Source organism: Neptuniibacter sp. QD34_54 (assembly GCF_047778055.1).
Classification (GTDB): domain Bacteria; phylum Pseudomonadota; class Gammaproteobacteria; order Pseudomonadales; family Balneatricaceae; genus Neptuniibacter.
The window spans coordinates 3,111,899-3,125,148 of the sequence record NZ_CP180546.1 but is presented as its reverse complement, the minus strand read 5'-3'; the positions used below and the strand labels follow the sequence as shown (position 1 = coordinate 3,125,148).

Annotated in this window: 12 protein-coding genes; 8 read left to right on the top strand and 4 right to left on the bottom strand. The window is 42.8% G+C overall.

Features of this window, described 5'->3' with window-relative positions:
- Positions 1-307 precede the first annotated feature (307 nt).
- The 3 genes from ACMXYP_RS14205 (at position 308) to ACMXYP_RS14195 (ending at position 4,578) form a co-directional block, all read left to right on the top strand.
- Positions 308-1,999 carry an Hsp70 family protein gene (locus ACMXYP_RS14205; protein WP_415882287.1) on the top strand — a complete coding sequence of 564 codons (1,692 nt, stop codon included), beginning with the start codon at positions 308-310 and terminating at the stop codon, positions 1,997-1,999.
- A complete protein-coding gene (locus ACMXYP_RS14200; protein WP_415882286.1) occupies positions 1,996-3,369 on the top strand; it encodes an RDD family protein in 1,374 nt (457 codons plus the stop codon). Before ACMXYP_RS14205 ends, ACMXYP_RS14200 begins: the two co-directional genes overlap by 4 nt.
- 342 nt (positions 3,370-3,711) lie before the next feature.
- On the top strand, positions 3,712-4,578 hold the full coding sequence (locus tag ACMXYP_RS14195) for an MBL fold metallo-hydrolase (RefSeq protein WP_415882285.1): 867 nt from the start codon (positions 3,712-3,714) through the stop codon (positions 4,576-4,578).
- A 27-nt stretch (positions 4,579-4,605) separates the two neighbouring features.
- Here ACMXYP_RS14195 and ACMXYP_RS14190 read toward each other — a convergent pair whose 3' ends face one another.
- On the bottom strand, positions 4,606-5,343 hold the full coding sequence (locus ACMXYP_RS14190) for a substrate-binding periplasmic protein (protein ID WP_415882284.1): 738 nt from the start codon (positions 5,341-5,343) through the stop codon (positions 4,606-4,608).
- A gap of 353 nt (positions 5,344-5,696) precedes the next feature.
- Between ACMXYP_RS14190 and ACMXYP_RS14185 the strand changes: the two genes are divergently transcribed.
- On the top strand, positions 5,697-6,761 hold the full coding sequence (locus ACMXYP_RS14185; protein WP_415882283.1) for a hypothetical protein: 1,065 nt from the start codon (positions 5,697-5,699) through the stop codon (positions 6,759-6,761).
- Between the two features lie 216 nt (positions 6,762-6,977).
- On the opposite strand, the gene ACMXYP_RS14180 is transcribed toward ACMXYP_RS14185, so the two are convergent.
- Entirely contained in the window at positions 6,978-7,268 is a 291-nt protein-coding gene (locus tag ACMXYP_RS14180) for a type II toxin-antitoxin system RelE/ParE family toxin (RefSeq protein WP_415882282.1), read from the bottom strand.
- A gap of 2 nt (positions 7,269-7,270) precedes the next feature.
- Positions 7,271-7,516, bottom strand: coding sequence for a type II toxin-antitoxin system ParD family antitoxin (locus ACMXYP_RS14175; protein ID WP_415882281.1), 246 nt, complete (start codon positions 7,514-7,516; stop codon positions 7,271-7,273).
- Positions 7,517-7,791: 275 nt separating this feature from the next.
- On the opposite strand from ACMXYP_RS14175, the gene ACMXYP_RS14170 reads away from it, so the two are divergent.
- From ACMXYP_RS14170 to ACMXYP_RS14155, 4 genes are all read left to right on the top strand, one after another.
- Positions 7,792-8,319, top strand: coding sequence for a hypothetical protein (locus tag ACMXYP_RS14170; RefSeq protein WP_415882280.1), 528 nt, complete (start codon positions 7,792-7,794; stop codon positions 8,317-8,319).
- Positions 8,297-8,629: a hypothetical protein gene (locus ACMXYP_RS14165; protein ID WP_415882279.1), complete on the top strand. Its 333-nt coding sequence runs from the start codon at positions 8,297-8,299 to the stop codon at positions 8,627-8,629. Before ACMXYP_RS14170 ends, ACMXYP_RS14165 begins: the two co-directional genes overlap by 23 nt.
- Positions 8,630-8,900: 271 nt before the next feature.
- The gene (locus tag ACMXYP_RS14160) at positions 8,901-9,500 is read left to right on the top strand and encodes a DUF2726 domain-containing protein (RefSeq protein ID WP_415882278.1); all 600 of its coding nucleotides are present in this window, start codon (positions 8,901-8,903) and stop codon (positions 9,498-9,500) included.
- A 91-nt stretch (positions 9,501-9,591) separates the two neighbouring features.
- Entirely contained in the window at positions 9,592-12,324 is a 2,733-nt protein-coding gene (locus ACMXYP_RS14155) for an AAA family ATPase (protein WP_415882277.1), read from the top strand.
- 179 nt (positions 12,325-12,503) lie between these two features.
- Here the strand turns inward: ACMXYP_RS14155 and ACMXYP_RS14150 are convergent, their stop codons facing one another.
- The gene (locus tag ACMXYP_RS14150) at positions 12,504-12,908 is read right to left on the bottom strand and encodes a type II toxin-antitoxin system HicB family antitoxin (protein ID WP_415882276.1); all 405 of its coding nucleotides are present in this window, start codon (positions 12,906-12,908) and stop codon (positions 12,504-12,506) included.
- Positions 12,909-13,250 lie beyond the last annotated feature (342 nt).

The following is a 13,250-nucleotide window of genomic DNA, read 5'->3' as shown; positions in this document are numbered from 1 at the left end:
TCAGGTTTCAGCTTTTTTCTATGTCTCTTCCCTTACTCTCACGGGTTTACCAATCTTGATTAATTTGGGCTTACAACTAGCCACAATTTTAATCAACTTATACAGTTGTTAAATGCTATTCATGCAGGCAAACTTTAACTTCATAAAGGCCAAGCTGGCCGTGGAGTTGTTCGTCGTAGGATTGGCGAAACAGGGAATGAACTGTCATGAGTATTGATCTCAGATTTTACCTCGGCCGCTCGGTTAGAGGTTCTTGATATCCCTATAGCCTTTTCTGATTTCAGTGAGTCGAAAAAAAGGAATTAATATGGCTATTATCGGGATAGATCTTGGCACCACAAACAGTGCTTGTGCGGTTTGGAATGAAGGGGAAATTAAGATGATCCCTAACCGCTTAGGCGACTTTTTAACACCTTCAGTCGTTGGTGTAGACGGTAGTGGTGAAGTGGTAGTGGGGCGAACTGCTAAAGAGCGTTTGATCCGAGATAGCAAAGCCAATGTTGCAGTGTTCAAGCGCCTCATGGGGAGTGATCATAAGATCAGACTCAATCGTAAGGAGTTTTCGGCGGTTGAGCTGTCTTCACTGGTACTTAAATCTCTAAAGGAAGATGCTGAGAGTTATTTAGGAGAAGAGGTAACCGAAGCGGTAATCAGTGTACCTGCCTATTTTAATGATAATCAGCGTCACGCAACCAAGCTGGCTGGAGAATTAGCTGGGCTTAAAGTCGAGCGCTTAATTAACGAGCCGACAGCGGCTGCTATGGCTTATGGTCTACATGAAATTGAAGAGGGAATCTTTCTTATTCTCGATTTGGGAGGGGGAACATTTGATGTTTCTATTCTCGAATTCTTTGATGGGATCATGGAAGTACATGCAAGTGCTGGAGACAACTTCCTAGGTGGCGAGGACTTTGTCGAGGTCATGCTCGACGCTATTTTACAAGAACAGGGTATTACCAAAGCTGATTTGAGTACAACTGAGCTGCAACGTACATATATGCAGCTTGAGACGGCTAAAAAGCGTATCAGCCAGGATAAAAAACAACTGCTAGAACTCACGTTGGCGGGTGAAGCGATTCAATGGACCGTAGATATGGATTGGTTTATTGCCGTTACTACACCGCTATTGATACGTCTTAAAAAGCCTATTATTCAAGCCCTCAAAGATTCAGATATTCCGATGGAGGATATCAGCGAAGTGCTTTTGGTGGGTGGTTCGACCAGAATGCAGGTGTTTCGCAGCACCATCGCTCGGATGTTTGGGCGTTTACCTGCCTGCAATCTTGATCCAGACATTGTTGTGGCTATGGGGGCAGCAGTTCAGGCGGGTTTAAAAAGCCGTGACGCAGCGCTTGATGATGTTGTATTGACCGACGTTTGTCCCTACACCTTAGGTACGGCAATTCTTAATGATGACTCTCCAGATCAGGGCGACTATTTCTTGCCCATTATCGAACGAAATACCGTCGTGCCTTCAAGTATTGTGAAGAGAGTCTACACAGCGCATGAAAACCAAAAGCAGCTAGCTATTCGTGTTTATCAAGGCGAAAGTCGATATGTGAAGAAGAATGTCTTTTTGGGTGAAGTCGAGGTCAATGTACCAAAGGCACCGAAAGGCGAGGAAGCCGCGGACATTCGTTATAGCTATGATATGAATGGCTTGTTGGAAGTTGATGTGACTGTTGTTTCTACAGGCAAATCGATCAATAAAGTGATTCAAAATGCACCGGGCAGTTTAAGTCAGGACGAATTAGAAAAATCACGAGAGCGCTTAGCTCAATTGAAGTTTCATCCCCGCGAGGACGAAGAAAATAGAGCATTACTCGCAAGGGCAGAGCGTCTCTACGAAACCATGTTGGGCAAGGATCGTGATCAACTAGCTGAAATTATTGCTTGGTTCGAACGTATCTTAGAGGAGCAGAATCCAGCTGAAATTCTGAAAGCCCAAAAACGGATGACTAAATTGCTAGACAGTATGGATACCGAGGATTGGATATGAGCGATATCTGGCAGGTACTCGGATTAGAGGGGCCTACCGATGATATCAGGGCGATCAAAAAAGCCTACGCAAAGGCGGTAAAATTAGCTCGGCCAGATGAGCACCCCGAGCAATTTCAGGCGCTGAACAAGGCTTATAAACAAGCCCAACGGATCGCCCGCGACCGAGCAAAAGCATCCATAATTGAAACGGAACAAATAGCACCGGAAGTACAGCGTTCTGAATCTGCCGAGCAAGCAGAAAATAGCGATCAAGAAAGTTCTATTGAGTTTCTACTGAATAGCCGTAATGAGCAGGAGGTGTTGGAAACCTCTACGCAGTTAGAGTCCGTTTTAGAGCAACCAAATACGGTTGAAACCGTCGTTGTAGAAGTGCCAGAGTTACGGGCTGAGGAACAGGTAGCTACTGATAGCGAAACTGTACAAGTAGAAATTGTTGAAGCGCCTGTTCTTCCAGAAGAGCCAGATTACGCGGCTGAGCGGCACAAAAAACAGCTTGAAAAAGAGCAGTTAGAAACGGCGATGGATGATGAGCTGTCCTGCTTGTTGGAGCAGGTCGAGCAACTACTCCTCAAACCCGATGATTTTAGCAATGTTGAACAATGGAAATTTGTAGAACGTTCTCAGTTTCTGTTGGATGACCAATTTAATTGGGATTTCGGTCAGGAGGTGTTTCGGCTGATATTAGCTCATAATCAAGCTTACGCTGAAGCCCCAGCTAGCCAATTACGCGATGTCCGAGTTTTTAGCTACCTTGACCGCTTCTTTGACTGGCGAGGCAATGAACATGAATTGCTAAGAGAGCACGGAGACGAAAGCTGCCGCCCGTATCTCAATGCTCTGCACCTGCATGCAAGTAAAACTGATCCGCTGGAAGGTGTTAAAGGCGGGGTGGAGCAACCTAAAACTGCAGTTGATAAATTCAGTCATTTAGAAAACTATATTCTCGCTGGACGTTTAGGGCGCATCTTAGCCAATTTCATTGATTGGATCGTGTTTATATTCGCGGCTGTTTGGATAAATATTTTTCTACCTACAACATGGTTTTTGGATGGGAAGGGAATTATCTACTCGATCTTTATACCGCTCTTAATGTTTTTAATTATGGAAAGCAGTCCATTACAAGCATCCCCCGGTAAGCTTGTTCTGGGATATCGAGTAATGCGGCAAGATAGGTCAACCGTTCCTTGGTGGTTGAATATTTGGCGGATCACCTGTTACATCCTCTCGACGGTCGCGATCAAAATTACGTTCTGGATTAATCTATTTATTGGGGCACGCATACTGCACGATCGATTAAGTGGCACTATGGTGGTTGACATCAAAAAGAGTTACGCCAGTTATCTAAAAAGTTTTGAGATTGAATTATAAGTGCTAACTATTTGGCTAGAGGAAAAGCCAGTTCAAGTTATTAAAGGGATGTTTTAGCTGAAACCTGCGTTCCTCGGGTTTCAGCTGTTTTTGATATTCTTAATTACTTCTTTGCCGTCTCTTACCTGCCAGCTGTGACGGAATCCCACCCTTTTTGAATCTCTGCCTTAAGGGGTTCTAGTTTTAACTGCTGTTCGGCATTTCGTTGTTTCAGTAGACGCAGATCTTTCCGTACAACCTCGGTAGTTAGCTGATGACTGATTATTTTCTAGAAAAATGGCTAAAAAATATCGGTTTAGTGTCTAGGCTTAGGTAATAAAGCTAAATTGAACGGATAGGGATATGCCTGCCATAGAAGTAAATGCTTTTTATCAATCTGACATCGGGAGTGTCAGTTATATTATCGCTGATCCCGAGAGTAGGGAATGTGCGGTGATTGACCCTGTGTTGGGCTTTAATCCTGTTTCGGCACGCATTGATACAACACCGGCCAAGGCATTAGTCGGCTGGATCGAAAAGCATGGCTACACTACTCGCTGGTTACTGGAAACGCATATTCATGCTGATCATTTGAGTGCCGCAGGCTACATAAAGCAATGCGTTGGAGGTGAAACGGCTATTGGCAGCGGTGTGGTTGAAGTACTGGAAAAGTTGATTCCCCTATTTAATCTTGAAGGGCGGGTTCCTAATGATGGTAGCCAGTTTCAGCACCTGTTGGAGAATGGAGCAGAACTACCTCTAGGCAATAAAACGATTCGGGTATTACACAGCCCTGGTCACACCCCCGCCTGTGTTAGCTACCTGATAGAAAACTCGCTTTTTCTTGGTGATACCTTGTTTATGCCTGACGTTGGTAGTGCGCGATGCGATTTCCCGGGAGGTGATGCCAAAGCGCTTTACCAGAGTATTCAGCGCTTATATAGCTTACCCGGCTCTACAACGGTATATGTGTGTCACGATTACCCATCAGAGCAAAGACCGCAGCCTTGCTGGCAAAGTACAATCGAAGAGCAACAGCGGCTGAATATCCACCTGCCAGGTCAAATCAGTGAAGCTAAATTTATTAAGATGCGCGAACAAAGAGATAAAGGCTTACCGCTTCCAGAGGCCATGCTTGCCGTCGTTCAACTTAATCTAATGGCAGGGCATTTACCTGCTCCTGATATAAATGGCCGTAGTTATCTAAAAATACCGATCAATGTTTTTTAAAAGAGGATTGGCAAGTAGCTTAGGAGGCTACTCTAGATAAGGTTGCCTAATGCGGGTATATGTCCCATCCATAAACATCCTTCCTAAGGCTTGTTGTAACTTGTGTATTATTTCGTCTGGAACTTGTTTATTGAATGCCAGGTAATAATCATAGCGGTCTTCAAATGGAATCAGCTTTTCTATAGCTGAAAATTCATATCCGTATTGTTTAACGTGGTGAGCCGCGACGAGCTCTGTCGCATTCACCAAGTCCACTCGACCACTGAAAAACTTTCTATACATCGTCTCTTCTTGATTACTGTATTCAATTTTAAAACCTAGCTCTTCAAGCTGTTCAGCTGATGAAAAACCACGAACACCGCCGACAATATATTGAGTGGCTTCGGGGAGTGAATTGGCTTGAATATCATCACGTGTTTTTAGTTTCCATAGCCATTTCACTCGTGGTGCGACGGGACCAACCCATTTAAAGAGATGCTCACGTTTGGGGGAACGGGTGGTTTCAAACAGCATGACATTCGGTTGGGTTTCCAGCATATGGTAACCCCGAGCCCATGGGTAAACCTTGATACGGTTATCCACTATTTGAGTATCGGTACGTTTTAATAGCTCCTCTACTACTTCCACGACAAAACCAGCTGCTTTCTGGGTGTTGGTATCATAGTAGGTGTGTGGTGGTGTTTCTTCCGTGATGGCGTGTAGTTGATAAGGAGCGGCGTTCAGGCCACTAGAGAGAATGAATAAAATGTAGATGACGAAACGCATAAAGCATTACTCATTGAACAAAGGGTAAAGTCTAGTCGGAATTATAGTTGTTCATTTAATGGTTATGCTGGCAGAACGGTTTTTCCGGTGAGTGGTTAGGGCGCTCGCGCTAGAGAACGCTTTGCTTTTAGGACGCCACTTCGTGGCTAGAGGACGCAGCTGCGCTGCTAGAAAAAAAGAAGTGGTGCTTCCGCTTTTACCGCTTTAGTACCAGTTTATGTAGTTGTGCTAATCTGGCACGCTAGGCAGACTGCTTTACGCAATTTACTGCGGGCACTAGTAATAAAACTGCCAAATGATTTAACAGGGATTTTAAAGAGCGAGTCTCTTTAACTGAAGCACAAGGATGAGAGATGCAGGAAAGCTACACGTTTAAATTTGCCGGTAAATTCTATTTAAAGGTTATAGCTATAGGCCTTATTATTTGGGCCGGACTTAACTTTTTATTTGGAAATAGCCCTTTCGGCGGTCAGTACTATGTCCCTTTCTTCCTCTGTATAGTTCTGCTTATTCAACGTAGTTATAAGCTGAATATTCGTGATAACGCGCTGTTTATTAAACGCCTTGGCTTAGAGACAAAAGCGAGTCTAACTAAGGTTGAGTGGATTGAAAGCAGCGGTAAAAAGTTAATCCTGCATATGTTGGACGGTGCTCAACATCATATTCCCTTGTATCGCTATAGCCCTGAAGATCAAGCCATGTTGATCGAGCAGACCGAGAGATATTGTTTTGTCGGGCCTCGCCAGATTGTCCCAACTTCACATTTCTCTCAACAGGAAGTAGCGCAAGAAGAGCAGAAAGAAAATCCTGTCACTCAAGCTTCTTTCACTCAAGAATCACGTGTCGAAACGTCTTATGCACAACCTTCTAACCATATGTCGAAAAAGCGCATTAAAAGCAGCGTGGCAGAGTTGCTCAATCGCGGAGTTCCTAAGCGAGAAGTGTTTGAGCGGTTACGCAACTGCGGAGTCACCGACAGTACATTGGCAACATTAATTGCCACCACTCCGGACGAAATACTAAACGAGTTACATGAAGGTAAAAATAAACTATTTGTCACGTGCTTTACGCTAACCAGTGCGTTGGCTATTTGGGGAAGTTATGTCGTTGCAGCACCAGAGCACAAACAAGTTACTTTAGTCATTAGCCTAGCGGTAAGTATCTTTTTTGTACTGGGCTTTTTACGCCGCAGTATATTTGCTTATAACTTGTATCTGGTCCTGTGTGGCATAACTATTGGCCGTGAATTGTTTGCCTTTATCCATGTGGGGGCGGTTCCAGTTCCACAAATGATCGGAATAGCTCTATCTATAGGCTTGCTGCTATTTGCTTGGTTTATACGCTCAAGGCTCTATCCTGATTTTAGATTCTTTGGTGTCAAAAAAGGCCACAATGGCGAGTATGTATTTGCGGATTAGGGTATGACGCTGGCGCTAGAGAACGCTTCGCCGCTAGTGGTTAGAACGGCTTCGCCTGCTAGTGGCTAGGACGCCGCTTCGCGGCTAGAGGACGGCTGCGCCTAGAGGACGCCACTGCGTGGCTAGAGGAAAGCTAGTTCAAGTTATTACAGGGATGTTTTGAGCTGAAACCTGATGCCCTCAGGTTTCAGTTTTTTTAATTCAAGATCAGAACTTTCAAAAATACAGATCTGTATTCATCTTTTTATGCAGGATTCGGGCAATGCATATCCCGTTATCGGCTCGTGTGTAATACAGTGTATGGCTTCTGAAATGGAACAAACGAAGACCTAAGGAAAGTTCATTACAGGGCTGACCAATAAATGGTGTGCCAGCTAAGTTTTCGCAGAGTTGCTCTAATTCAGAGATGTAGAGTCGAGTTTGGTTTTGGCCCCAAGCGGTGAGGCTATGTTCGATGATTCCTTCCAAATCTGCCACCGCTTCATCCGTAAAGCTGTATGTTTTCATGCTTAGAACTTCCGTTTCTTAATTTCCTCAAAGATCTCTCTGCCGTCTCTTACCTTGCCTGCAGCGACGGAATCCAAACCTTTCTGAATTTCTGCTCTAAGGGTTTCTAATTTTAACTGCTCTTCGGCATCTCTTTGTTCGAGTAACCGCAAAGCTTCCCGTACAACCTCGCTAGAGGAGTTATAACTGCCACTTTCCACCTTTGATTTTACAAACGCTTCCAGTTTTGGAGTGAGTGATACATTCATTATTGATTGCCTGCTTTTTGATCAGATATAACGAAGTTTAGCAAAGATTGTTATTCTAGATACAGTGGTTAGTTGTAAGAACAGGCTTCGCCTTCTAGTCGCTAGGACGCCGCTTCGCGGCTAGAGGACGGCTGCGCCTAGAGGACGCCACTGCGTGGCTAGAGGAAAAGCGAAGGGAGTTTCTAACATTTAATAATTTAACTAATAGATTCTTTCCCATCAATCGCCTAGCATGTGGCTCTCTTTATCAGAAACAGATCAAAGGATTTGATTAGATGTTCTTATATTGGAAAAGGATTTTTCTCAGCATAACCACTGCTATCCTGCTCGCGGGATGCGCGTCTACTGCACCTCCGCAACACGTAGTTGTTCAGCTTCCTCTGGCAGAAGCTACTCTCAAGCTAGATGTTAAAAATAACGATCAGCTAGCCATTGGCGACTTTCTGCTATTAAACAGCGATGAAGGCTATGTCAGCATTCAAGTGCTTAGTGCTGAGGAAGAAATCGAATTGTGGGACATAACGACCCAAGAGTATCTTGATCAACTTTATGGCACTAGCAAGCCAGAAAATCAGGATATCGGACAGGCCAAGTTAGCATTGTCGGAAAGTGTACTTTCAACTGACTACTTAGAACACGAAAGCTATTTTGCGATATACCAAAAAGAGCAAGATGGGCGAGAGCGTATCTTCTTTACGGATAAAAATGAGCAATCATCTACGTATTACATTTTAGAAACTGAGGGAAAGGATTCCCGCAAAATATTCTATGGAGAGATAAATGATAATAAGCGCGGAAGATAAGCGATATGCCAAGGCTATTTTAGAAGCATTCTATGGCCGCTCAATAGCCGATCGGATGGTGATTAATGCCAAAATTCTTGATCTCATTGGGCAAATGCTGGAAAAAGCACATAGCTGTACCGAGCTAATAGAATTAGTGCCTAGACCTGTTGCTCCTGTTGGTGCAAGGCCGAGCATTAAGTGGACACTAAAGCTTATTCGTAAAACAGGGAAGAAGTTAGTCACTAGCCCAGGCGCTAAGATATCTTTAACCTGCAAAAGAGCCATAGCTTACAGCTTTAGAGGGCGGTTGGAGCGAGCTCAGTTTTAGATAGAAGTGAGTCTCGAATTTATGTATTTAATCGGTAAAGAGCACCGACATACAGAATTTGTTGCTTTTTACTGATTTTCCCTGCCTCGTTCTTCCTAGGTTTATACTGGTTTAAGCTGTCACTGGCTACCTTACCTGCATTTATCATTCCTTTCCCTCCTTCAACTGATCCTTATCAATTTGTGTAGTTGTATAAACACTAATGTATAGGCATTCTTGTTTGAAATAAGGCCAAGTAGGCCGTGGACACTCTTCGTCAAAAGGAAAGACGATGGAATGGATTTTGATCTTTGCAGTGTTGATGTTTGTCGCACTGATCTTTTTAAAGAAGTTAGCTGCGCAAAGTAGTGACTCCTCAGAAAACGCATTAGGTTATCGCCAAAAGAAAACCTTATTCACAGAAGCCGAACGTTCATTCTTAGGTATTTTGGATCAGTGTATCGATCCTAAACAGCACCGCATCTTTGGCAAAGTCCGCGTAGCGGATATTGTTGAGCCAAACCCAACTAAAAACCGTAGTGAATGGCAGAAGGCATTTAACCCTATCAAAGCTAAACATTTCGATTATGTTATTTGTACTGTCGATACGCTTAAACCTGTTTGCGCTATCGAACTGGATGACAAAAGTCACAGCCAGACAAAACGCCAACAGCGTGACCAGCTTTTAGAAAGTGTCTGTTCAGACGCTAACCTCCCTCTTATTCGTGTACCAGCAAAGCGAAGCTACAAGCTTGAAGAGGTTAAGGCATTACTTTCAAAACGTTTTGCACAAACGCAAGTTTCTTCAGCGAGTGATCGGGAAGTTGAGTCTCAGCGAGAGAAAAAGGTAAAGCCCGAAACTGCTAAAAAATTAGATGAGATTAATGCTTAAGGGGCTGAGGTGTCAGTAGGTGATTTAAGTTGAGAGATTAAAAGGCTTTGACTCTATTAGTCTTTTATATTTTTACAGAGGGAGAAATGCATTGAAGGTTAAAAATACAGTCACTGGTGATGTTATAGATTTATCTTCAGATAAAAAGGCTAAGGCTTGGGCTAATTCCACCTCTCCATGGGTTTTGTTAGAACGCTCAAAACAAAAGGCATCGGAAAAGCAAAAAATAGAAATTTCAGAGCTGATACAAGAAATCCTGACTTGGTCCGAAACCAAACTATCTCTATGGCAAAGAGATGCTTTAAGGAGGTTATTCTCAAGTACCAGTAATTTAAATAGTGATGATTATAGCGAATTGTATTCGATGCTTAAGGTTGAAAATGGCATTGAAGTTAAAAGCAGTGTAACTCCAATTCCTTTGTCAAAAGCGCATATTCCGGTATCGCATCATGAAGGCGATAAAGTAATTCTGAAGACAGTCCGAGATTTTGAAAACGTCAATCGAATCGCTACAGGTCAAAAGTTAGAATTGGCACCGTCAGGAATGACGGTGATATATGGTGGGAATGGTACAGGGAAGTCTGGATATGTTCGTGTATTAAAAAAAGTGTGTCGTGCTAGAGGCCTGAAAGAAGACGTATTGCCAGATGCGAAGACAATAGAGAGTGATCCAAAAGTTCCTTCTGCGAAGTTTGACTTTATTGCGAATGGTCAGTTTGGAAGTTCTTCTTGGGTGGCGAATGCAATCCCTCCGGATGATTTATCCAAATTAACTGTTTTTGATACAAGCACTGCTCGTGCGCATTTGACCGAAGAACAAGAAGTTGAGTTGTTGCCATTTGGTTTGGACCTATTGGAAAAGCTCACCAACGTTGTTATTCCGGCTATATCAGAGTTGTATAAAGCAGAACTGATTTCTATCGATACCAACCTTACGCCATTTGAGCACCTTACTGGGCCTACTGCTGTAGGTCATGAAATTGGTGCATTAGGGGTGAAGACGAAACCTGAAGTTTTAGAAAAATTAGCTGATTTATCTGAAAAGGACTTTCGTCGCCTAGAAGAGCTAAAAAAGGCTTTGTCAGTAACGGATCCTGAGAAGAAGGCACAGGATTTGTTGTTATCAGCCAATCGTCTAAGGGAGTACTTGAAAAGTATTGAGGCGTGCTCCCTTTGGGTTAGTGATAAGGCTGTTGAAAAACTTAAAGCAGTTCATGAACAAGCAGATAAGTCTGCTAGGCTTGCTAAAGAAGCTGCGGAGAAATTACGTTCAGGCGAGGATTTACTTGAGGGCACTGGTGACGATATCTGGAAAGAAATGTTTGCGGCGGCTCGCCGCTTTTCTGAAGAACAAGCTTACCCTGAGAGCTCTTTTCCTCATTTGAGTACAGGGGCTGTTTGTCCACTATGTCAGCAAGATGTAGATAATGTTTCAGATAGACTCACTCGATTTGAAGAATTTATTCAAAACGATATAGCTAAAAAGTCAGAGAATGATAAAAGTGCATTATCAACTGCTTTAACTAAGATAAAAAATGCAAAAATCGATATATGTGCAAATACACCGATACTGGATGAACTAAGGCAGCTAGATTCGGAAATCATCAATGAACTATTAGTGTTCCGTGATTCTATGAAGTCCCGTAGAGAATGGATGCTCAATGATTTATCAGCACAATCGATTAATTTGTCAGAAAGTCCTATAAAAAGATTGAGAAATATAATTGCTGCGCAATTGAGATCTTACAGGACTTTTTTAAAAGCTATCGATGTTGATAAGAAGGCTGAGTTAACTAAAGAGAAACAAGAGTTAGATGCTAGATTGTTGTTATCAAAGTCGCTTGAAGCGGTACAGCAATTGAGATTAAGGATTGTAAAAAAGAGACAGCTGGAGAATTGCGAAAAAAACCTGAAAACACAACAATTTTCCCGAAAAGCTAAAGAACTTGCAGCAAGTGTTGTTACAGGTGAATTGAAAGCGGCGCTTGACCAGGAATTTGGTGCTCTTGGGATTAGTCATATAAGAACAAAGCTGAAAGATCGAACTGTCAAAGGTAAAGTGAAGCATAAACTGTTACTTGATTTATCAACAAACTTGAAGCTAGACAGTGTATTAAGTGAAGGTGAGCAGAGAGCAATAGCTTTGGGAGCTTTTCTAGCGGAATTGAAAATTTCTGATCACAAGTGTGGGGTTATTTTTGATGACCCAGTATCTTCTTTAGATCATGTCAGGCGCTCTAGAGTTGCGAGAAGGTTTTCGAATGAAGCTAAAATGAGGCAGGTAATCGTTTTTACTCATGATGCTGTATTTTTATCTGATCTAAGGAAAATGTGTGAAGAAAGTAATGTTGATTGCTCTTTCCGTTACTTAGAACAAGTTCAAGGAGATTTCGGTAATGTCTCTGAGGGCTTACCATGGGTTCATAAGAGTTATGGGGATCGACTTAATTCAATTGAACTGGAATTAAAAGAGTTAGAGAAAGATGGTTGGCCTGAATATCCTTCAGACAGCCTTACTCGAAAAATTATTGCTCAATATAATGATCTACGCGCGACAATCGAGAAGTGTGTAGAAGAAGTTGCTTTGGGTAGAACTGTTCAAAGGTTTGATAGTTATATAAGGGTTAATAATCTTCATAAAGCGGTGTCACTTGAAAAGCCTGATGTAGATGAAATTAGCCGTCTTACAAATAAATGCCATGATTTGGTTGATGCTCATGATCCTTCATCTGCGCGTAATGATCCTCCTCCTTCCCCCACCGAATTAAGAAAAGATATTGAAGATTTAAAAGTGGTGTTAGAAGGAATAAAGTCTCGTCATTGAAGAAAATGGATTAGAGGATTTAAAGGGATCAAAGCCCTTTAATTCATACAATAAAAAACCAGACAACTTCATCGTCTGGTTTTTTATTGTGTTAAGGCTTTTTCTAACCACTCTAGCGGCGCAGCCGCGTCCTAAGCGCGAAGCGTGCTAGAAGCGAAGCGATCTGGGAGCAAAGCGACCTACTCTATACCCAACTCCCGCATCGCGGCCTTCGCTAAGAAGTTAGATCGATTTCCATACAAGCTCTTCTCTGCCACGGCTTGATCAATCTTGTTGATAAGTCGGCCGGGGAGGGTGACGTTAATCTTTTGAGCTTTGCCTAAATAGGGTGTGATATCCACATCTGCTAACGCCCAGATACCATCTTGATAGTCAGCTTGGTCTTTATAGGCTTCTAAGCTGCTGCCAGCAGGAATTTCTTCGCCATCTTCGGCTAAGGTTTCTAGATGGCCTTCTATAGCGTCTTTCGCCATATAAAGCGCATCTTCGTAAGTTGAGCCTGCGCTAAAACAGCCAGGGAGATCAGGAATGATTACGCCATAATCACTTTCTGGCTCTTTTTCGATAAAAATTGGATACAGCATCAGGAATCTCTGACTTTGAAGGTTTTGAGGTTTTTCTAACTACTCTAGCGGCGTAGCCGCGTCCTAGCGCGAAGCGTTCTAGAAGCGCAGCGGTCTAAGATACCAACCATCAGCTTCCAGCTGCTTTATTAATTCTCGGCTATCCATGCTAAATCCTAATTCATAACTCCGGGGTTATATTTTGAGTTTAGCTTACAAAAAAACTCATCACAATATTTGTGACTTTTATCTCTTCTTGTAGCTGTAAAATTATAGAAAGGAGGGGCTAACTGCATTATGGATTCCAGCCTTCGCTGGAATGACGGAGGTAAAAGCCTAGTTAGGCTTCTGATCTTCTCGTTT

What these genes read in the sequence shown, in the direction of transcription:
- ACMXYP_RS14190 (WP_415882284.1), bottom strand. Translation starts at nt 5,343, where the DNA reads ATGCGTTTCGTCATCTACATTTTATTCATTCTCTCTAGTGGCCTGAAC.
- ACMXYP_RS14205 (WP_415882287.1), top strand. Translation starts at nt 308, where the DNA reads ATGGCTATTATCGGGATAGATCTTGGCACCACAAACAGTGCTTGTGCG.
- ACMXYP_RS14195 (WP_415882285.1), top strand. Translation starts at nt 3,712, where the DNA reads ATGCCTGCCATAGAAGTAAATGCTTTTTATCAATCTGACATCGGGAGT.
- ACMXYP_RS14200 (WP_415882286.1), top strand. Translation starts at nt 1,996, where the DNA reads ATGAGCGATATCTGGCAGGTACTCGGATTAGAGGGGCCTACCGATGAT.
- ACMXYP_RS14150 (WP_415882276.1), bottom strand. Translation starts at nt 12,908, where the DNA reads ATGCTGTATCCAATTTTTATCGAAAAAGAGCCAGAAAGTGATTATGGC.
- ACMXYP_RS14180 (WP_415882282.1), bottom strand. Translation starts at nt 7,268, where the DNA reads ATGAAAACATACAGCTTTACGGATGAAGCGGTGGCAGATTTGGAAGGA.
- ACMXYP_RS14175 (WP_415882281.1), bottom strand. Translation starts at nt 7,516, where the DNA reads ATGAATGTATCACTCACTCCAAAACTGGAAGCGTTTGTAAAATCAAAG.
- ACMXYP_RS14165 (WP_415882279.1), top strand. Translation starts at nt 8,297, where the DNA reads ATGATAATAAGCGCGGAAGATAAGCGATATGCCAAGGCTATTTTAGAA.
- ACMXYP_RS14160 (WP_415882278.1), top strand. Translation starts at nt 8,901, where the DNA reads ATGGAATGGATTTTGATCTTTGCAGTGTTGATGTTTGTCGCACTGATC.
- ACMXYP_RS14185 (WP_415882283.1), top strand. Translation starts at nt 5,697, where the DNA reads ATGCAGGAAAGCTACACGTTTAAATTTGCCGGTAAATTCTATTTAAAG.
- ACMXYP_RS14170 (WP_415882280.1), top strand. Translation starts at nt 7,792, where the DNA reads ATGTTCTTATATTGGAAAAGGATTTTTCTCAGCATAACCACTGCTATC.